At 36.2% G+C, this 20,871-nt stretch carries 19 protein-coding genes and 1 pseudogene; 19 read left to right on the top strand and 1 reads right to left on the bottom strand.

Annotated features, from left to right (window positions below):
• Positions 1–38: 38 nt before the first annotated feature.
• A pseudogene (locus ACIQYS_RS04710) lies at positions 39–1,262 on the bottom strand (IS110 family RNA-guided transposase).
• Positions 1,263–1,526: 264 nt separating this feature from the next.
• Between ACIQYS_RS04710 and ACIQYS_RS04705 the strand changes: the two are divergent.
• The 19 genes from ACIQYS_RS04705 (at position 1,527) to ACIQYS_RS04615 (ending at position 20,828) form a co-directional block, all read left to right on the top strand.
• Entirely contained in the window at positions 1,527–2,078 is a 552-nt protein-coding gene (locus ACIQYS_RS04705; protein WP_402975661.1) for a GNAT family N-acetyltransferase, read from the top strand.
• A 768-nt stretch (positions 2,079–2,846) separates the two neighbouring features.
• Complete coding sequence (locus tag ACIQYS_RS04700; RefSeq protein WP_402975659.1) at positions 2,847–3,353, top strand: hypothetical protein; 507 nt, start codon at positions 2,847–2,849, stop codon at positions 3,351–3,353.
• Between the two features lie 192 nt (positions 3,354–3,545).
• The gene (locus ACIQYS_RS04695; protein ID WP_402975657.1) at positions 3,546–4,160 is read left to right on the top strand and encodes a DUF5412 family protein; all 615 of its coding nucleotides are present in this window, start codon (positions 3,546–3,548) and stop codon (positions 4,158–4,160) included.
• A 279-nt stretch (positions 4,161–4,439) separates the two neighbouring features.
• Positions 4,440–4,841, top strand: a complete 402-nt coding sequence (locus tag ACIQYS_RS04690; RefSeq protein ID WP_402975655.1) for a hypothetical protein — start codon at positions 4,440–4,442, stop codon at positions 4,839–4,841.
• A 925-nt stretch (positions 4,842–5,766) separates the two neighbouring features.
• Entirely contained in the window at positions 5,767–7,101 is a 1,335-nt protein-coding gene (locus tag ACIQYS_RS04685; RefSeq protein WP_402975653.1) for an amidohydrolase family protein, read from the top strand.
• Positions 7,102–7,475: 374 nt separating this feature from the next.
• On the top strand, positions 7,476–7,667 hold the full coding sequence (locus ACIQYS_RS04680) for a hypothetical protein (protein WP_402975651.1): 192 nt from the start codon (positions 7,476–7,478) through the stop codon (positions 7,665–7,667).
• Between the two features lie 264 nt (positions 7,668–7,931).
• Positions 7,932–8,159, top strand: coding sequence for a hypothetical protein (locus ACIQYS_RS04675; protein WP_402975649.1), 228 nt, complete (start codon positions 7,932–7,934; stop codon positions 8,157–8,159).
• A 32-nt stretch (positions 8,160–8,191) separates the two neighbouring features.
• Complete coding sequence (locus ACIQYS_RS04670) at positions 8,192–8,467, top strand: hypothetical protein (RefSeq protein ID WP_402975647.1); 276 nt, start codon at positions 8,192–8,194, stop codon at positions 8,465–8,467.
• Between the two features lie 419 nt (positions 8,468–8,886).
• Positions 8,887–9,033 (top strand): tyrosine-type recombinase/integrase, encoded by a 147-nt coding sequence (locus tag ACIQYS_RS04665; RefSeq protein ID WP_402976004.1) that lies wholly within the window; start codon positions 8,887–8,889, stop codon positions 9,031–9,033.
• A 770-nt stretch (positions 9,034–9,803) separates the two neighbouring features.
• Positions 9,804–10,889, top strand: a complete 1,086-nt coding sequence (gene pdhA / locus ACIQYS_RS04660; protein WP_402975645.1) for a pyruvate dehydrogenase (acetyl-transferring) E1 component subunit alpha — start codon at positions 9,804–9,806, stop codon at positions 10,887–10,889.
• 1 nt (position 10,890) lies between these two features.
• Positions 10,891–11,895: an alpha-ketoacid dehydrogenase subunit beta gene (locus tag ACIQYS_RS04655; RefSeq protein WP_402975642.1), complete on the top strand. Its 1,005-nt coding sequence runs from the start codon at positions 10,891–10,893 to the stop codon at positions 11,893–11,895.
• 255 nt (positions 11,896–12,150) lie between these two features.
• Positions 12,151–13,488: a dihydrolipoamide acetyltransferase family protein gene (locus ACIQYS_RS04650; protein ID WP_402975639.1), complete on the top strand. Its 1,338-nt coding sequence runs from the start codon at positions 12,151–12,153 to the stop codon at positions 13,486–13,488.
• 23 nt (positions 13,489–13,511) lie between these two features.
• Positions 13,512–13,682: a hypothetical protein gene (locus tag ACIQYS_RS04645; RefSeq protein WP_402975636.1), complete on the top strand. Its 171-nt coding sequence runs from the start codon at positions 13,512–13,514 to the stop codon at positions 13,680–13,682.
• A gap of 197 nt (positions 13,683–13,879) precedes the next feature.
• Positions 13,880–14,839, top strand: coding sequence for a fumarylacetoacetate hydrolase family protein (locus tag ACIQYS_RS04640; RefSeq protein ID WP_402975634.1), 960 nt, complete (start codon positions 13,880–13,882; stop codon positions 14,837–14,839).
• Positions 14,840–14,933: 94 nt separating this feature from the next.
• Complete coding sequence (locus ACIQYS_RS04635; RefSeq protein ID WP_402975632.1) at positions 14,934–15,821, top strand: VOC family protein; 888 nt, start codon at positions 14,934–14,936, stop codon at positions 15,819–15,821.
• A 64-nt stretch (positions 15,822–15,885) separates the two neighbouring features.
• The gene (locus ACIQYS_RS04630; protein WP_402975630.1) at positions 15,886–17,103 is read left to right on the top strand and encodes an acyl-CoA dehydrogenase family protein; all 1,218 of its coding nucleotides are present in this window, start codon (positions 15,886–15,888) and stop codon (positions 17,101–17,103) included.
• A 142-nt stretch (positions 17,104–17,245) separates the two neighbouring features.
• Complete coding sequence (locus ACIQYS_RS04625; RefSeq protein ID WP_402975628.1) at positions 17,246–17,503, top strand: YciI family protein; 258 nt, start codon at positions 17,246–17,248, stop codon at positions 17,501–17,503.
• Positions 17,504–17,679: 176 nt separating this feature from the next.
• The gene (locus ACIQYS_RS04620; protein ID WP_402975626.1) at positions 17,680–18,153 is read left to right on the top strand and encodes a flavin reductase family protein; all 474 of its coding nucleotides are present in this window, start codon (positions 17,680–17,682) and stop codon (positions 18,151–18,153) included.
• Between the two features lie 515 nt (positions 18,154–18,668).
• The gene (locus tag ACIQYS_RS04615) at positions 18,669–20,828 is read left to right on the top strand and encodes a sigma 54-interacting transcriptional regulator (protein WP_402975624.1); all 2,160 of its coding nucleotides are present in this window, start codon (positions 18,669–18,671) and stop codon (positions 20,826–20,828) included.
• Positions 20,829–20,871 lie beyond the last annotated feature (43 nt).

The following is a 20,871-nucleotide window of genomic DNA, read 5'->3' as shown; positions in this document are numbered from 1 at the left end:
GTCTAATTCAATGGAATATTGTAGGTAGATGGACTGGATTAAGATGCTTCAGGTTCTTGTAATGTAACTGTGTATCCTAAACCCTCAAGTCTTCGTAAGGAATGCCGAACAATGGATTGTTGTCTCTTTTTATCAGAGTAGTCTTCACCTAAGTCTACATACATTTCTTTTCGTGTTAATAGGTAGTAAGATATTCGCAACATGGCATGTGCTACTACAATTCCTGCTCGTTTTTTGCCTTTTCGTGCTGCTGTACGCCTATACAGTGCGCCGAGATAGTTTTTAGATCCTCTTACAGAATGAGCTGCTTCTGTTAATGCTGATCTCAGATATTTGTTTCCTTTCTTGGTTTTAGCTGATTTTCTTTTTCCAGCACTTTCGTTATGACCAGGAACTAATCCTGCCCAAGAACACATATGAGCTGCACTGGGAAATTGCTTTTTTACATCAGTACCAATTTCAGATAAAATTTGTTCCGCCATTCTTGTAGCTATTCCAGGAATAGAATCTAGTAGGTCAATATCATCTTGATGTGTGCATACTCTTTCAGCTACTTCTTGATCTAACATCTCGATTTGCTCAGTTAAAAAGTCTATATGTTTTAAAATAGTCTTTAACATTAAGCGTTGATGAGAATTAATATATCCCCTTAGGGCTAGCTCCAGTTCTTCTTTTTTCTTTTTCATAGTACGTCGAGCGAAGATTGATAGAATTTCAGGATCTTCTTCGCCGTTGGCGATAGCGTTAAGCATATCTCGTGAAGAAACACCCATGACATCTGAAACAACAGAACCAAGTTTGATATTTGCACCCTCTAATACTTTCTGTATGCGATTATGTTGCCTAGCACGTTCTTCAATAATACTTCGACGGTATCGAACTAGTTCTCGGAGTTCTCGTTGATTTCTGTCGGGAATATAACTAGCTTTTAAAAGCCCATGACTAAGGAGTTTAGCAATCCATTCTGCGTCCTTCACATCTGTTTTACGTCCAGGGACCGCCTTCATGTGTTGGGTATTCACAACTAGAAACTCAATATCTTCAGCTTCTAATAAATTCACAATAGGTTTCTAGTAAACACTTGTGCTTTCCATGGCAACATGCGTACAGTTATTCTCTTTAATCCAGTCTACCAACTGTATTAAAAAAATAGTTTTAGTTGAAAACGTTTTAATCTCCTTTCCTTCTGGTGTGATAATGCAAGCGGTTATATTGTCCTTATGAACGTCCATACCACATGCTCTTTCAATGACTACATCCATTGAAAAACATCCTTTCTACGGCTCTAATTATTATTGGTGGCTGGTACAACAATCAGAATAGGATTAATCTACCATGTGTGCTTCCCGTAAGGGAGCGACAGTCAGTGGTGCACCGTGGTCGTTGGAGTCAGACTAACGGATGGGCTCTAACGCACCATAGTTCATCGACCTTCCTCTCCCAGCCGTAGAATCTTATATTTTAAATAAGGAGGTTAACTCGCTTTACAAAAGCTATTTTAAAACTAAAACTGGGAGGGGCATTTAATGGAGTACAATAAAATGAAAAAGACAATTCTTACTGACAGATTGTATTTGAGGATTTTTGAAAAAAGTGATGCAGAAACTGTTCAAGTATTATGTGATAATTTTAATATTTATAAAAATACACTTTACTTACCATATCCATATTCTTTAAACGATGCCTTAGTATGGATGGAAAACCACAAGAAAAATTTCGATGAAGATCGTTCATATGAATTTGCAATTACAGATAGAATAAGTGGAGATTTGTATGGTGCTATCTCATTATCTAACAATCAAAAGTTTAATAATGGGGAAATAGCCTATTGGATTGGTGAAGAGTACTGGGGAAAGGGTTACGGTACAGAAGCTGCAAAAGCAATAACAGACTTTGCATTTGAGGAAAAGAAATTGCATAAAGTATTCGCACGTTATTTCAAGTCCAACCCAGCTTCGGGAAGAATTATGCAAAAAGTTGGAATGGTACAAGAGGGCTTATTGAAAGATCAGGTAGTAAAAGATGGTAAGTATGAAGACTTGTTATATTATGGATTAATAAATCCTAATGAAATTTGAAAAAAAGATACTTTGTAGATTGTCCTTATTCAACTAACTAGTGCTTGTGCGGCCGAGCCTAGGTCGTATCATATAGCGGGTGGGATTCCCGTCGAGAAAGAACTAGCCATTCACTCGTAGCGAGTCTTGGAGGGCTAATGGTAACATTAGCCTTTAATCGTAGACAGTAAGGTGGCGGGCCGAAAGCCAAATGCTTGAAGGGATTGAGCTCCAAACTGTTAGTAAATCAAGAGGGCTGATCCCTTAAGCACAGCAGAAAGCTACATTTTATCCAGCGTTAAAGGCAAGAAGGATAAAACCGCTTTGGAGTCAGAGACCTTGGCACGTCACACATGGATATGATACGGCAACACGGGAGGTCCTACCGGTCTTTTCTTCCTTTTAGAAGAGTATGGTGTACAAGCGATAATAAGCAAGGAAACCAAATGCCGTTGTAGGGAGTCGGATAGCAGCGTAGTACCAATGAAGTTGGGTAATGCCGATGGAGGAAAGGCTGCTACCAAGTGATCACCCTCACTAGACACATTTACTACACACAGCGGTAGAGATAATAAATGTAAACTAAACTATTGAGGATAGCAGAGTCAGTGTGAATGATGATTTGGAGGAGCCGTGTGCGTAAATAGCGCAAGCACGGTTCTATAAGGGGGAAGGAACACAATCTATCGCAAGGTAGAGAGGTTCCCTTCTACTCGACTAGTGTAAGATGAAATCATCTTTATAAAAGTTTAAATGATACAATTATAGCATAAAATGGGGGTCGTTATGATGCTGAAAAGTAAAAGAATCTTTTTTATGCTTTTTTTAGTACTTGTTGTTTTACTTTCGGGATGTAATGGTAATGAGAAGTCAGTTAGTAATTACTATTTATCATTAATGGGAGAAAGTCAGACTTGGAAACTAACTGGATACGAAGTTGTGATAACACCAGAAAGTTTTAAAGCAGGTAATGGAACTTTACATGTGAAAAATGGAAATAAATCTATTGTAAACTCTTTTTCTTTCGAAACACACGTAGTTATTAACGATAAAGACTTAGTAGTGCATACTGGTGCAGTAACTAGTGCTGGAATGGATATTACAGAGGAATTAACTGGTGCAATTGAAGGTGGGACATATCTAAACGAAGATGGAACCCCTATTACATTAAACGAAATAAATAATATTTACATGATTATTGAATGGCGAGGTAAGAGTGAAAGTGCTAAAGAAAGAATTAATTTATACATCAAACCTAACAAAGAACAAACCTTCTTAGACTCCCATGAAAATTAGTTCTTCAAGAAATGAAAAATAACAATACTTAAGAAGACCCCTACTTAATCGTTAAAAAAAAAGAGGAGAGTGTAAATAAGTCTATGGATTACGGTCAGTATTGACACTATCTAACCATTTTCATTCTCTGTGGTGCAGCATTTTTTTGTGCTTCATGGATGGCTAACGGGGCAGTTTACTTGAAGAAGAATATTGCATAAATTATCATTATTTGAAATGATTGTTATTGAACTTATGAAGGTGGGGGGTATTATTTTAATTTTATTTGGTATCTTAATTTCTTTTATTGCCATTATATTATTCTTAATTTTATGTGCTAATATAATAATTTCTTTCATTAAAAAGAAACCTTTTCCTAAAAAACTGCTGATTGCAACGTTATCTGGGGTTGTTTTAGTATCTTCAATTTATATATATGAAATGTACTTTTTTACATTTAGTGAAATTGATAGAGAATATACCCAAAACGGACCTGGACCTGTAACATCACCCACAGAAAAATATACGGCTAATGCTTTTTATGAACCATATGGTGGTGCGGCTGGAGGAGTTAATGTATGGGTTGAAATCACATACAATAATGAGGAAAATAAAGTTGAAACTGTTTATTATGGGGATGCAAAAAGTAATTTTTCTATGGATTGGATGGATGAAGATACCCTGTATATTCTAAATGAGGAACCTGAGTATCCAAATTCAAATAGAAGTATCGAATTAGAAATTGGTAAAGAAATTTATCACGAAAATGGTTTAGCTTGTAAAAGTTTGTTAATGAAAGACGACTATGAGACTTGCTATCAAAACTAATATCTCTTATTGCACTCCCATGAAAATTAGTTCTTCAAGAAATGAAAAATGACAATACTTAAGAAGACCCCTACTTAATCGTTTAAAAAAAGAGGAGAGTGTAAATAAGTCTATGGATTACGGTTGACTGGATTAAGGTCAGTATCAGTATTGACACTATCTAACCATTTTCATTCTCTGTGGTGCAGCATTTTTTTGTGCTTCATGGATGGCTAACGGGGCAGTTTAGTTTAAGAAAGGTATCAGGGGAATTGTGATAAAACTAGTTGATTGAGGGGTGTGATTTTTGTCAAAAAATTAACTTTAGCAGCTATATTTTTGGTAATCCTATTATTGTTTGCATGCCAAGCAAATGAGAGTGACTTAATGTTTGTTGGAGAGGGTGAAAATTGGTCCTCCAAAGTAACTGTTAATCAGACTGATGGAGACGAAACATATCAAATTCAGATAAACTACAAAGGGCATAGCATACAGGATATTGAAGCTTTTAGTTACTATGTTGAAACAAGAAATAACGGAATATTTGATTTTAGTGCGAATAATGCTTCTTTAAATAAAGAAGGCATATATCAAAAAGATTTACCGATTTCGAATAGCCCATCTACAAGTGTAAAAGATGAGTTTGTAATAAAAGTAGAATGGGATGGAAACAGCGAAGATTTTACTTTAATAAACAAATGATTTTTTACTAACAGGTGCTTGTGCGGCCGAGCCTAGGTCTTATCATATAGCGGGTGGGATTCCCGCCGAGAAAGAACTAGCCATTCACTCGTAGCGAGTCTTGGAGGGCTAATGGTAACATTAGCCTTTAAGCGTAGACAGTTAGGTGGCGGGCCGAAAGCCAAATGGTTGAAGGGATTGAGCTCCATAATGTTAGTAAATCGAGAGGGCTGATCCCTTAAGCACGGCAGAAAGCTACATTTTATCCATCGTTAAAGGCAAGAAGGATAAAACCTCTCTGGAGTCAGAGACCTTGGCACGTCACACATGGATATGATACGGCAACTCGGGAGGCCCTACCGGTCTTTTCTTATTATAGAAGAGTATGGTGTACAAGCGATAATAAGCAAGGAAACCAAATGCCGTTGTAGGGAGTCGGATAGCAGCGTAGTACCAATGAAGTTGGGTAATGCCGATGGAGGAAAGGCTGCTACCAAGTGATCACCCTCACTAGACACATTTACTACACACAGCGGTAGAGATAATAAATGTAAACTAAACTATTGAGGATAGCAGAGTCAGTGTGAATGATGATTTGGAGGAGCCGTGTGCGTAAATAGCGCAAGCACGGTTCTGTGAGGGGGGTGGAACACAATCTACTGCAAGGTAGAGAGGTTCCCTTCTACTCGACTAGTTAAACAAGACCATCAAAAATGATGGTCTTTTTTTTTATGTACAATGTGAAATGTTACACTTAAACTAACGCTGCAGTTTAGTTCAATAAGCAGTAAAACGATTTTGGTTAATTCAAATGGAAAATTAACTGACAATTGAAACTTCTGTCCGTTTCGAACGTATGAAAGTAAAGGGTTCCCCCTAACTCTTCAAAAATCTACTACACGATTAATCATAAAAAATAAAATGATAAATTTCAGGAGGTAAAAAAATGAGAAATTTTGTTATTAAAAATGGAACCATTATTGATGTGGAAAATGGAGGTTCTTATGTAGGTTCAATTGAAGTAGAGAGAAATATGGTAAAAAGAATATTTACAAGAGATGATGTGTTACCAGAAGGGTTGGCTACTGTTGATGCTGAGGGTAAATATATTATCCCAGGCTTAATCGATATGCATTGTCATATTAATGAGGGATACGCAGCCCATTTTGTTGCATCAGGTGTAACGACAGTGCGGAATGCCGCAGGTAATGTCATGTTACTTAAAAATTTAATTGAAAAACCTGATCATGCACCGACTCCAAGAATATACGCATCAGATAGAATGATTGATGGTACACCTGGACTATGGGGTCCAACTAGCTACGGTAATTTCGTAACAGACGATCCAGAAGAAGCGAGGAAAGAAGTTCGAAGACAAGTAGAAGCGGGAGCGAATTTTATTAAACTTTATGGATGGATAAAAAGAGAGGTTATGGAAGCAGTTACAGATGAGGCGAAGAAGTACAAACTAGAAGTAGCCTGTGACTTATTGAACTCAAAGGAACTAACAGCCATAGATGCAGTTGAGTTGGGAGTTAATTGGATTGAACATGCATCTGGATTTGCACAAGAAATTTACAAAGACTGGAATCCATTTGTAGACCAAGAGAAGTGGAGTCATATTAATTGGAATGAGCCAGATCAAGAGAAAATCAAAGAACTTTGTGTGAAAATGCTTGAATCCAATGTAAAGCTTTGCCCAACTATTGTTGTTTTTGATCAACCTATGAAATATCCTGCCCTTTGGTCACCGAGTAATCCTGTAATGCAGTCTATTGAAAGTAGAAATTATCTGATGCAAGAATGGAAAAAAAATACAGAATATTTAGAGGCTATAACGCTAAGGACCACCATTGTAAACAATTTAACGAAAGCTGTTGCAAAAACATATTTTGATATGGGAGGAACGGTTGTTGCTGGTACGGATAGTCCAGGCTTATTGTATACATACCCAGGAATGGCTTTACACCGTGAACTAGAAATATTTGTGGAGATTGGATTTACTGAAATTGAAGCTTTAAAAGCAGCGACAGTGAATGCGGCAAAATCTATCAATCTGGATGATATTGGTGTAATTAAAGAGGGATATTTTGCTGATTTTATTATTTTAAACGACAATCCATTAGATAATATTAAAAATACAAAGGATATCCATACCATCGTGAAGGGCGGTAAAGCTTATACACAAGAGGATATACTCAGCCATATTCCGAGTGAAGAGGAAGTCGAGAAATCAATAGCTGAATTCATGAAAGAATGGGACGCATTAGGAGTGGATTAAAAATGAGAGGGACTGTCCCGCCCATTGCTATGGAGAAAGTAAGTTCTCTTTTTGATGCATACCATTTGGTGTATTCGAGGAATTTATTTCGGCGATTCATGGCTCTAATATGCTCGTTTCGTTTGTTGAATGATTCGGTGATCGACATCCTAATCAACAACAATCAATCAATATATGTGAATGATAGTTTTAAAATTCTACGAATTAAACAATTAAAATTATCTGAATCACATGATAATAAAGTTTGTGAAGGATTCTACTTAAACAAACGGGTGCTTTAGATAAACATGTGGCTGCCTGTAAGGGTAGCTTTTTCTTATTGGACTAATGCAGCAGGTTAGTTTAAGAAAGTTATAAACGAGGGGTGGAAGTATATGTTTAAAAACAAGGAAGACAGAATGTGGGTTTATTTGGCTGTACCAACGTTTATAATAGGAACCATCATTATATATTATGGTGAAGGAAATTATCAGTATCTTGCTTTATTGGCGTTTTGGACTATCTTTTATATATGGCGTTTTTTTTACAGGAGGAAAAAGAAGAAAGAAGAAAAAAAATCATCTTAAGCAGACGGGTGCTTTAGCAAACAGGGTTGTCAGTAGACAGCCTTTATTCTTATTCAACTAAAGGGGCAGGTTTGAGAAATTAATATGAATCATAAAATATTCTATGTAGGCTTGATGTATAACGAAATGATTAGGGTACCACAAGAACATTTATTGAACTAAACAAATCAGTTTAGCTCAACGAGGAGGTATTATTGGAAGAATGTCGAAGTAGTTGTTTTATGGGAAATTCCACTAATAGGTATAGAGGAGGGTCAAATCTATATGAGTAAAATAAATTATATTCTATATTTTTTAAGTGGCATGATAGTTGGCGTGTTTCTTGTGGTACCGTTTTTAGAATGGATTGGTATGCCATCATTTGCAAACATATTAGTTTATTTATTTGGTGAGCTTAATGAAGCAAACAAATTCGTTGTTTCTCTGTTTTCGGTTTTACTTATTTTATTGATAATTATGATTCCTATTAGAAAATATAAGAAAACACCATAATATCAACTTGTTCAATAAGGGGGATATGAAAATTGGAAATGAAGTATAGTAAGTACTCTATCATTCTAATTGTCGTTGGGATTTTTATTGCTTACATGATTTTTCCACCTATCAATATAACTTTTGGAAAGTGGTCTATGATAGCCATACCAATCGGTTTTGGGATCTATTTAATAGGCATAACATTTGGAATTATCGCTATCATTAAGAAAGAAAAAGGGGTTATTAAATATATTTCGTTAATTTCTATTTCGTTGGGTGTTTTGTTTGTTGTATTCCTCTCTTATATATTCGGAGGAGAAGTATAAGTAATGTTGAAAAAACTCCACTACTGCTTCAACTAACGTGGTGCTTGTGCGGCCGAGCCTAGGTCGTATCATATAGCGGGTGGGATTCCCGTCGAGAAAGAACTAGCCATTCACTCGTAGCGAGTCTTGGAGGGCTAATGGTAACATTAGCCTTTAAGCGTAGACAGTTAGGTGGCGGGTTAAAGCCAAATGGTTGAAGGGATTGAGCTCCATAATGTTAGTAAATCGAGAGGGCTGATGCTTTAAGCACGGCAGAAAGCTACATTTTATCCATCGTTAAAGGCAAGAAGGATAAAACCTCTCTGGAGTCAGAGACCTTGGCACGTCACACATGGATATGATACGGCAACTCGGGAGGCCCTACCGGTCTTTTCTTATTATAGAAGAGTATGGTGTACAAGCGATAATTTGTCCACGGACTGTCCAAAAAAAAGTTAGTACAGTATGGAGAGCAGTTAGAGATGAAATTGACTTCCCATACATTGCGACATACCTTCGCAGCTCATTTGGCGAAGAAAGGAATGCCACTCTCATGCATCCAGGATCTGCTTGGTCATGAGGAATAAAAGCATACGCACCTATATGCGAGGCTCTATGAGTTATACTAATTATATTTTTTTCTAAATCAGCAACATAATTATTTATTCGATAGGGCTGTCTGTATTAACACAATCTTTCATTTGCCATATTCATTTGATCCATTACATTTCCCACAGAACCTTCAATATTTCTATCTTTTGCATCTCGCAAAGCCTCTACAATCAATATATCTAACTGCTCGGCAAATGGAGTTTTCTCCCAGAAGCTTGATATCCTGACGCCCGTCTATTAATTCTTTCCCCAGGTTCGTATTGCCCCTCTAAAAATAGATTTTTCATAAAATTACAGGCCTGTATATGTAGGGGTTGGCTATATTATCCGACTCATACATCTACATTCCATTCTTAGCGTTGGTATCCATATAAAAATATGCATTTATTTTAAACCTTACTAATACTAACCTGGCTATTTCCAAAAGAGTATTTCTTCTATTTTTAAAGAAATTTTTCTTAGATGAACATTTCATGTGACTAACCGTAGGTGATTTCTTAGTTGTCTGTTTTACCTTACACTTCAGATATTTGAAAGACAAACTTACAAATTGAAAAACACATTAGAATAGAGAAACATCCATCAATATTAAATTGGCATGGAATTTGCATTAGTATAAAGTAACATGGTGATTGCTTCTTGAGTTATTGTATGAAATTGGTAATTAATTGTTGCCGGTCAACATATCAATCTAAAACATGTTAGTCGTAATCTATTGAATGTAAAAATACGGGAGGGGTACTAAATGAGTCAAACAACAGTACAAGTATATTCGGATTATTCTAAGGTTCTTTCAATATTAGATAAGGATGGGGAGATTATAAATCATGATCTTGTCCCACAACTATCCAACGAAAGATTGATAGGACTTATGAAAAAAATGGTATTTACTCGAATTTGGGATGAACGGGCAATTAAGTTAAACCGCCAGGGACGATTGGGGCTATGGGCTCCGGTCTCTGGTCAAGAAGCTAGCATGATTGGTAGTGAAGATGCCCTCTCTATTGAGGACTTTATCTTAGGAAGTTATCGTGATATTCCACAAATTGTTTGGCATGGTCTACCTCTTTATCAATCATTTCTCTATTCAAGAGGTCATCAACATGGGGGACAAATTCCGGAAGGTGTTAATGTCTTGATGCCGCAAATTATTATTGGGGCTCAAATCATTCAAGCAGCAGGTGTCGCATTAGGTTTTAAGCTTAAAAATAAAAAGAATGTGGCCATCGCTTATATTGGGGATGGTGGTACATCTCAAGGAGACTTTTACGAAGGTATTAATTTCGCAGGTGCCTATAAAGTACCAGCAATCTTTTTTGTACAAAATAATCAATATGCCATATCAGTTCCTATAAATAAACAAACAGCAGCAGAAACTCTTGCACAAAAAGCAGTTGCTGCCGGAATAAGAGGAATACAGGTTGATGGTATGGATGTTCTCGCGGTTCATAGAGCTGTATCGGATGCAGCTGAAAGGGCGAGGAATGGAGAAGGACCAACGTTGATTGAAGCGATAACTTATCGTTACGGTGCTCATACAATGGCAGGTGATGACCCGAAAAGATATCGTAATAAAGAAGAGGAAGATGAATGGAAACAAAAGGATCCATTAATTCGCTTTAGAAAGTATTTGACTAAAAAGGGTTTATGGAACGAAATAGAAGAAGAACTGGTGATAGAGGAAGCAAAAAAGGCTATTGCAGAAGGAATCAAAATAGCAGATGAGACACCAAATATGACAATTTCTACATTAATAGACTCAATGTTCGAGAAAACCCCTCATCACTTAGAAATACAAAAAGCAGAGTTTATCGCAATGGAGGGAAATTGAGATGACGCAAATAACAACAGCTAATACAGTGCAAATGACTATGATTCAAGCTATTAATGATGCAATGAAAATTGAGCTTGAACGCGATGAAAATGTTCTAATTTTTGGGGAAGATGTCGGTCATAATGGAGGGGTTTTTCGTGCGACAGAAGGTTTGCAGGAGACATTCGGAGAACACAGAGTGTTTGATACTCCGCTAGCAGAATCAGGGATAGGTGGATTAGCCATCGGACTCGGACTACAAGGATTTCGTCCAGTAGCTGAAATTCAGTTTTTTGGTTTTATGTTCGAGGCAATCGATTCGATTGCCAATCAGGCAGCCCGAATGCGATTCAGGTCAGGAGGACGATTTCATAGTCCCATTACGTTTAGATCGCCCTTTGGGGGAGGCGTTAAAACTCCAGAGAATCATGCAGATAGTTTTGAAGGTATGATGTTACAAACACCTGGGGTAAAGGTTGTGATCCCATCTAATCCATATGATGCTAAGGGGTTACTAATTTCCGCCATACGCGATAATGATCCGGTGATTTTTTTGGAGCATATGAAACTATATCGTACTTTTAGGTCTGCCGTTCCAATCGGTGAGTACACAGTCCCGATTGGCGAGGCAAAGGTAGTCCGAGAGGGTGAGGATGTAACCATTATTACTTATGGTGCCATGGTGCATACAGCCCTAGATGCTGCAGAGAAAATTGTGGAAGAACAGGGCATTAAAGTTGAAGTGATCGACTTACGTACCATTAACCCAATTGATATAGAAACAATCGTTAAATCTATACAAAAGACAAACCGTGCACTTGTGGTACAGGAGGCACAAAAAACGGCTGGAGTGGCAGCAGAAGTAATCGCTCAGATTAATGAAGAAGCCATGCTTTATTTAGAAGCTCCTGTGTTACGTGTAGCCCCACCAGATACTGTGTATCCATTTGCAGTTATTGAGGATGCATGGATTCCGACTTCTTCTAGAATCATAGAGTATGTGAATAAAGTGATGAACTTCTAGTATGGGGTTCCTTGACCAACAAAAAAGGATGAGCAAGAAGCTAAAGACTTTTAATTTATCCTTTAAAATTGAATGCAAACTATTATCTATTCATGTAAGTGAACAAAGGGATAGAAAAATGTATAACCAATTTGTTCTTTTATTAAATAACACCGTTGCCGTGATTGATATCAATGTCGCTGTAAATGATAAACTCGCAGCCTACTAAAGTTTCGAACTCAATACACAACCTATTTAAAAAGAAGGGAAATTAAAATGGATAGATTTGAATATAAACTACCTGAGCTTGGTGAAGGGATACACGAAGGCGAAATTGTGAATTGGTTGGTGAAAGAAGGGGAAGCAGTAACAGAAGATCAAACGATTGTAGAAATACAAAATGATAAATCAGTTGTAGAATTAACATCCCCTGTTAGTGGGAAAATCTTAGAAATCAAAGTACCTGAAGGAACAGTTTGTACCGTGAATGATGTCATTCTCGTATTTGAAGTAGAAGCAGAGAGTGGTAACAGTTCGATCGACTGTGGCGTAGGATCAAACGTAGCAAAAAATGTTGAAAAAGCCTCAATTAATACATCTATGTCAGGAGGTAATGTAGCAGTTGCCGCGCGACCAATCATTTCTACTATTACTGAAAAAGCTGTAGATACACAAACCATTGCTAAGCGAGATGTGTTAGCTACTCCAAGTGTTCGGAAGCTAGCACGTGAAAAGAAGGTTTCTTTACTTGAAATCATAGGGACAGGTAAGAATGGACGTATTACTCGGGAAGATATTCTGGCTTATGCATCGGAAGAGAAACTAGATGTTACCAAGGAAAAGTCACTATCAATCAATGAAGAAAAGAGTCAAACCATTTATAAGGAGGATAAAGGTTCAATTAATGAAGCACATGAAGAACGTGTTCCTATTATAGGCATACGAAAAGTTATCTCACAGGCGATGGTTAAGTCTAAACATACAGCACCACATGTTACGATCATGGATGAAATTGACGTGACCGAACTTGTAGCCCTTCGAAAAAAAGCAAATGAAATATTTGCTGATACTAAGGGTGTTAAATTAACATATTTGCCTTTTATCACAAAAGCTTTGATTTCCGCCTGTCGCGAGTTTCCGACACTGAACTCATCCATTGACGACGAAAGGAATGAAATAATCTATAAAAAATATTATCATATTGGGATTGCCACAGATACGAAAAATGGATTAATCGTGCCTGTTGTGAAGGAAGCTGACCGGAAGAATATATGGAAACTCGCAGAAGAAATTAAAGATCTTGCCTTGCGTGGGCGTCAAGGAAAATTGGTACCAAATGAACAAAGGGGAAGTACTATAACCATTACGAATATTGGGTCTGCTGGGGGAATGTTCTTTACTCCAATTATCAACTACCCAGAAGTAGCTATATTAGGTATTGGAAGAATTACTGAAAAGCCTGTTGTAAAAAGTGGAGAAATTTTTGTTGCTCAGATTATGAATCTTTCACTAAGTTTTGATCATCGCTTAATTGATGGATCAACTGCTCAAAACTTCATTAATTTGATAAAACGTTTACTTGAAAATCCTGAATTACTAATTCTAGAAGTTTAATGGACTGTAAAAGCTGAAATAGAATGGGTATAAGACTTCTTTCTATCGTAGATGTTGCATTTTATTATCAAGATTTAGAATTAAACCCGCCTGGAAGTGTACAACTATTCAAAAAGAGGTTTATAAAATTAATGGACACAACTTCATTAGCCTTAAATACAACGCTTGTAGGTAAAACCGGACATCTTGTCTGAATCTTAATACAACCCTACACTTAAGGTTAAAAACTAAATTTTCGTTAGGATTCGATTTGAAAGGGTTTACATTGCGCAAAATAATTGGCACACAAATTGCATCTATTAAGTTATCCTGGATGAAAGTTCAAATGCTTTTAACCATGATAGATCTTTCTTACTTAGATAGGATAAACATAAAATGGAGGCGGAAAATTATGGGTTTTCCTGTAGTTCGTTACGAAGAAAATCAAACATCTGGTTGGGGAGTTGTAAAAGGGGATAATGTTATCCCCGTTTCTGGTACATTTGATTCCCTTGCAGCATTCTTAAAAAATGGAGTAGACAAAGCGAGGGAAATTGCTGTTTCAGATATTGACACAGGTATTTCTATTAACAATCTACAAATCTTAAGTCCAATTACTAGACCTGCTCAAATTGTTTGCCAAGGACTAAACTACTCTTCTCATCGTGCTGAGGCTGGTTCGTCTGAAAAACCAACCTTTAACTTAATCTTTTCGAAGGCCGACAGCTCTTTATGTGGACCAAATGATCGTGTAATTCGTCCTGAACATGTAGAATTGCTAGACTATGAAATAGAACTAGGATTAGTAATTAAAACAGAAATTACACATTCCATTGAGGTTACAGAGAACAATTTATACGATTATGTGGCTGGGTTGGTCATTACGAATGACGTATCAGCAAGAGATATTCAAATTCCGCAGGATTTATTTAAAGGGAAAAGTTACCGAACATTTTGTCCTGTTGGACCGTATCTTTATATCTTAGACAGAGACGATATTCCTAGAATTTCAAATCTTGAACTTAAACTTTGGGTAAACGAGGAACTACGGCAATCTGCCAATACAAAACAGTTAATTTATAAGCCAACGGAAACATTAACAGAATTATCTGGTCTTATGGATTTGTCACCTGGCGATCTTATTATGACGGGGACACCCGGTGGTGTAGCAGTTCAATTATCAGGAGAATTAATTCAGAAAATGTCTGAATTTCCAGAAAAAAAAGCGGAGATATTTAAAGACAACCAAAAAGATAATGTCCACTATTTAAAGGATGGAGATAGAATTCGCTGTGAAATTAAAAGCGCTGATGGGTTAATTGATTTAGGTGTTCAAGAGAATTTGATTGTTGGAAATTCTAGCAATCGATAAATTCAGTAAAACAATAGTTAAAAATATTTTAATTCTATTTTTAACTATTGATTTTATTAACTTTAATAAATTTTATAAAAAAGGGGATAGAAAAATGAAACTTGTAAAACTTGGCTATGTACAACTTGGTGTAAAAAATACCGAACCAATGATTAATTACTATAAGGACATCATGGGTTTATCAGTTATTACAGAGGCAAGTAATGGAAGCGCTTACTTGAGCAGTTCGATTGACCATCATAATATTGTCCTGACTCCTTCTGATCATCCAGGTTGTATGAGAATGGGATTCCAATTAAGTAAAGATTCATCATTAAAAGAAGCGGCAGAGCAATTAGCTCGTCATGGTATTACTTCTGAAATAAAATCAAATGTTCATCCGGGTATTTCCGAACTTTTGGAGTTTACCGATGTAGTTGGTAATATGGTACAACTTTATGAAGAGATGGAATATAGCGGTGTTGGATTTAAGCAAACAGGAATTGTTCCGTTTAATTTTAACCATGTTTCATTTCAATTTCCACTAGAAGAACAACAACGTGCAATAGGTTTTTATCGAGATATTATGGGATTCCATATCACGGACTGGGTTGAAAATGTTATTACATTCATGACATGTAACTCTTATTTCCATGTATTAAATTTCGTAGTATCGGATCATAAAAAAATGCACCATCTTGCATTTGAACTAGAGGATTGGAATCATATGGCACGAGCACATGATCTTTTAGCAAAGAAAAACATCCCTATTCTTTGGGGTCCAACACGTCATGGAGCGGGGCATCCAATTTCATCGTATCACCATGACCCAGATGGCAACCTAGTAGAATTAACTTTCGGTATTGATACTTATAATATGGAATTGGGATACATTGAACCAAGACCGTGGCATGAAGATTATCCGCAAAGACCAAAAGCATGGAATCCAGATGAAATGCTATCTAAATGGAGCACTCCCTTTGGATTTGATTTAGTTAAATAATAGATTATATCTTTTACTAGGGTATTAATGAAGGAACGATAAAAACATAATTGGAGGCTAAACAATGAGTGTAGATACTATTGGTACAGTTGATAGCGCAGTTGCATACGAAAACATGATGAAAAAAGCGAAGGAGCTTGTTCCAAAATTACGTGAACGGTCGCAAGAAGTACAACAGACGAGGAGAATCTCTCAAGAAACAATTGATGAATTGGAAGCAGCTGGTCTTTTTCACTTAACCATTCCAAAAGAGTACGGTGGACAACAATTAGATTTTCGACATTATGTCGATGTGATTGCAGAAATAGGTCGCGGTTGTGGTTCTACTTCATGGGTCTTAACTTTAACTAATGTGTGTAATTGGTTTACATCTGTACTGTTTACGGAAGAGGTACATCGTGTATTATTTGAGCCTGAGAAAAAAGCACGTGTTTGTGGAGTACTTGATCCAAGGAAGGCAAGTGTAAAAAGGGTAGAAGGTGGATTTCTAATTGAAGACGCTCTTTGGGGGTTTGCTTCCGGATCATGGCATGCAGATTACTTTTTCCTTGGGATCCCATTAGTAGATGAGAAGGGAGAAATAATAGACCCTGCTGGAGTTGCATTAATACCAAAGTCAGAGGTTCAAATTAAAGACGATTGGTTTACGGTGAGTATGAGAGGAACGGGAAGTAACACGGTTACCGTACAAAATATTTTTGTGCCTGATGAAAGAATTTCTTCGCTTGGTAAGGGCATTGAAGGTATTTATAAATCCGAGCATTTAAGTGATCAATCTTTATACCGATCTGCTTTTATTCCGGTATCTGCAATTATTATGACTGGACCTGCGTTAGGACTTGCAAAGGCGGCAATGGAGCATTTTATGGAAAAACTTCCGAACCGCCGAATCACATACACACCGTATGATAAACAAGCGGAAGCACCCGTTACTCATCTTCAAGTGGCAGAAGCTTCAATGAAAATTGATACAGCATTGCTACATGCTTATCGTGCTGCTGAAGATATTGATAATTGGGCAAAAAGCGGGGAATACATGGAAATTGAGAATCGTGCTCGTGTACGGATGGATTGCGCTCTAGTTGTACGAACTTGTCAAGAAGCAATTGAAATTTTAATGACAGCAGGTGGAGGAAGTGCGGTTAGCGAAAATAACCCATTAAATCTTATTGCCACCGATATCCGTGCTAGTAACGTGCATGCGGTGATGACTCTAACGACAAATTTAGAGTTATATGGCCGTATACTTTGTGGTCAAGGACCGAATGTACCATTGGTATAACTTGTAAAGTTTTTTGATTGAGGGATGATATTATTGCCTCAATAAATAATTAAACCCTTAGACGAATTGGAAAAGAAATTAAACAAATAACAAAAAAGTATAATAATAATTATCTCAATAATCAGAAAAGAGGAAAAGGATTATGGCGTATTTTGCTGCATTTTTAATTACCGAAAAGCAGGAATTAATGCAAGAGTATCATGCAAACCATCGTGGCTATTTGGAAGAACAAACTGTGAACCAAAAAATTTTTAAAAAAGGTCCTTTTACAGATGGACTTGGTGGAATGGTAATATATATTGCAGAAAGCTTTGAAGAAGCTAAACAATTGGCAGAAAATGATCCACTTGTTATTGAGGGAGCTGTAAGGCTTGAACTTCGTGAATGGGCAGCATACTAAAAAAGAAATCATGTGTTTATATTTGCAGATTGGACACAAATCGTAAAAACGTAAGATTTATTAAATGATGAATTTCATAAAGATGAGTCCTGCGCGTGATGGAGAATTTCGAAAAGCAAAGCGAGCAATTCTAATATTCTTACTATAATAAAAATATTTTCGGGAGGTTCATAAAGATGAATGATCGTCAATTTCGAACGGCAATGGGAAGTTTTGCAACAGGGGTAACAGTGATTACAGTAGAACATAACGGTGATATACATGGTATGACGGCAAATGCCTTCATGTCTGTGTCCCTTGATCCAAAGCTTGTTGTCATTTCAATTAGAGAAGAGGCAACAATACTAAATAAAATCAAGGAAAGCCAAAATTTTACCGTGAATATTTTGGCTGCAGATCAACAAGAACTATCGATGTATTTTGCAGGACAGATCAAGGAACCTCGTGAAGTTGTTTTTGATCGTCTTGATGGCAAACCAGTTTTGGCAGGTGCGTGCGCACAGGTGGTTTGCGAAGTATCCACGGAGCATGTTGAAGGAGATCATATTTTGTTTATTGGAAAAGTAACCAATATTCATCTTGAAGATAAGGAACCTCTTCTTTACGTAAATGGAAAGTATCATACGTTGGCTGGTATAAGCACAAGCTGACCTCATGATTGGTACATGAAAGTAAACCGTATAGAAGCTTCTATTTAAATAAGGGGTATTTGGCTGTCTATCAGAAAATGGTTCAAATAGTACGGGAAAGTCAATGTTCACAGATTGTTAATTGCAGGTTTTATATAGTTCTTTATTGTTATGTAATGTTGTAATCGTAGAAGAATTTCACCAAATGCTGGTATAATATTCAAATGAAATTAATCTTTTGGTACTTATGCCACAGGATTAATTTCATTCTTTCAAAAAACAATATTTTACCATATTTGTCTGGATATCCATACATATTATATGGTTTAAAAGATTTAAAAAGAGTTGAAAAACCTTATGGATACCTCCGAACTTTGAGACCACTTCCTATCTTAAATTTATAATAGGAAGTGAGATTCAGTATAAAGCAAAAGGTATATAGATTAGTTCAAACAATATGAATTCGTGTTATAGTATTTAGAAAACAGATTTTTCCGAAAATAAGGTGGATAATCTTTACATGTAGTATTCTTTATTTGAGGGAGGGCTTAAAGATTTTAGAAAATATTATTACACAATCTTCTCTGAAGTTGTCAGACAGTTTCTTTAACACAATAAAACTCTTAAATGAGACCGGTTGCGAAATGGTGCCAGTTATAGACGATAATAAACAATTAATTGGTGTTTTTACCAGAGAAGTACTTTATAATGAACTTTTAAAAAATATATCACTTGAAACGAAAATTAAGCAGTATGTAACAAAATTTGAGAACTCTACTGTATTCGAGACCAAATATGATGATATTAAGAATGATGTATTAGACAACAATGTGTGCTCTTTTTTCGTGGTAGATGATGAAAAACAACTAGTAGGGTTAATTAAGATGAAGGACCTAATGAGTTATAAAACAAAGATAAATTGTTCAAGCATCCAATTGGAACAAGCAGTCTATTTAAATTATCGAGGTGCCTTTAAAATAAATACAGAAGAAATTATAGTAATAGTCAATGCTAGTATCTTTAATTTTCCAGAAAAGAATGATTCAAGAATGAATATGTCACTTTTAAGTACCTCATTGCCACAGCTTTCTACTTCGTTAAATTTCATTCATCGAAATGATGCAGGGCAAGAGCGTATAATATTACAGTTGGAGCCAAAATCGACCGTACCTAAGGACCATCATTTGTTGCAGAATGATTTTGCTTTAGGAAAAATAAAAGAAACAAAGTTAATAAAAGGCTTGCAAAAAACGGTCGATATTATATATGAACAACTACAAGATGGGATCATCATAGTTAATGAATTAGGAGAAATCATTTCTTTTAATCATAAAATACCAGATTTGTTTCAGCTTGAAAATGACGAAATTTTAGGTTTTCCCGTACAAGACGTTCTCCCAATGTTGAAATTAGAAAAAGTAATCGAGACTGAAGTTGCTGAACCTAGTAGAGCAATCAATTGTAATGGAGTTCTTTGTATTGTCCAAAATATCCCTGTTGTAGAGGATGGTCATGTTTTAGGTGCAATAAGTAGGATTATTTATAATGGAATAAATAAAGCACGTGAAAATATGATGAACTATGATTTTTCAAATAAAATGAATGAAATTCTTGAGAGTATCAATCGTTTTGAAAATTTAAATAACATTAAGAGGAAAAATGAACTATTAAAGAATGAATCCCTTATAACGTTTAACAAAATTATTACTGAAAACAAAGGAATGAAAAAAACCATTCGCCATGCACTAAAAGCTGCTAATGGCCGTTCAACTATTCTCATAAGAGGAGAAAGTGGTACCGGTAAGGAACTATTTGCACAGGCTAGCCACTATGCAAGCGCTCGAAAAGATTATCCTTTTGTTTCGGTAAACTGTGCAGCTATCCCAGAACATCTGCTTGAGTCAGAATTTTTTGGTTATGAAACTGGTGCCTTTACTGGTGCAGAAAAGGGTGGGAAAATTGGTAAATTTGACTTGGCAAATGGAGGAACCTTATTCCTTGATGAAATTGGGGATATGGCTCCTTCTCTCCAAGCAAAATTATTAAGAGTGTTGCAAGAAGGTGGGTTTTACCGTGTAGGTGGGATGAAACAAATTCATGTAGATGTTCGGATTATTGCAGCCACGCATCGAAATTTAGAAGAAATGATTATAAATGGTGAGTTTCGAGAGGACTTGTATTATCGCTTAAATGTGATAACCATTGATATTCCTCCTCTAAGAGAACGAAAAAACGATATATTGGTTCATACGAAAAGGTATTTGAGGGAACTAAACGAGTTTCTGGGAACGAGTATTGTCGGGGTGACTCCAGCTGTAAAAGAAATTCTCACTAATTATAGATGGCCAGGAAATATTAGAGAATTAGGAAACGTAATAGAAAGTGCTATGACCATGACTGATAATCAGATCATTCAGAAAGAAGATTTACCTTATTATATTCAAAAAAATAGTCCATATGAAATCGAGATACACAGGGGAATGACAGGACAAACGATTCAATTGAATACTTCTTTTACCGAACAAGAGAACAACTTTCTTGAAGATGCTCGTCAATTAACAGAACAGGAAATGATTAAACAAGTATTAATAAAAACCAATGGAAATAAGACAAAAGCAGCAAAAATGTTAGGAATTAGCAGGTCTGTGTTATATGAAAAGTTAGCAAAATATAAATTGAGTTCAAGTATTAAATGATTATACATCATTTAATTTCAGAAAATAAAAAAAGGTCCAATAA

Origin of the sequence: Psychrobacillus sp. NPDC096426, assembly GCF_044762745.1 — a bacterium.
Classification (GTDB): domain Bacteria; phylum Bacillota; class Bacilli; order Bacillales_A; family Planococcaceae; genus Psychrobacillus.
Note: the sequence above shows the minus strand (reverse complement) of the source record. Positions and strands in the feature narration are given on the sequence as shown.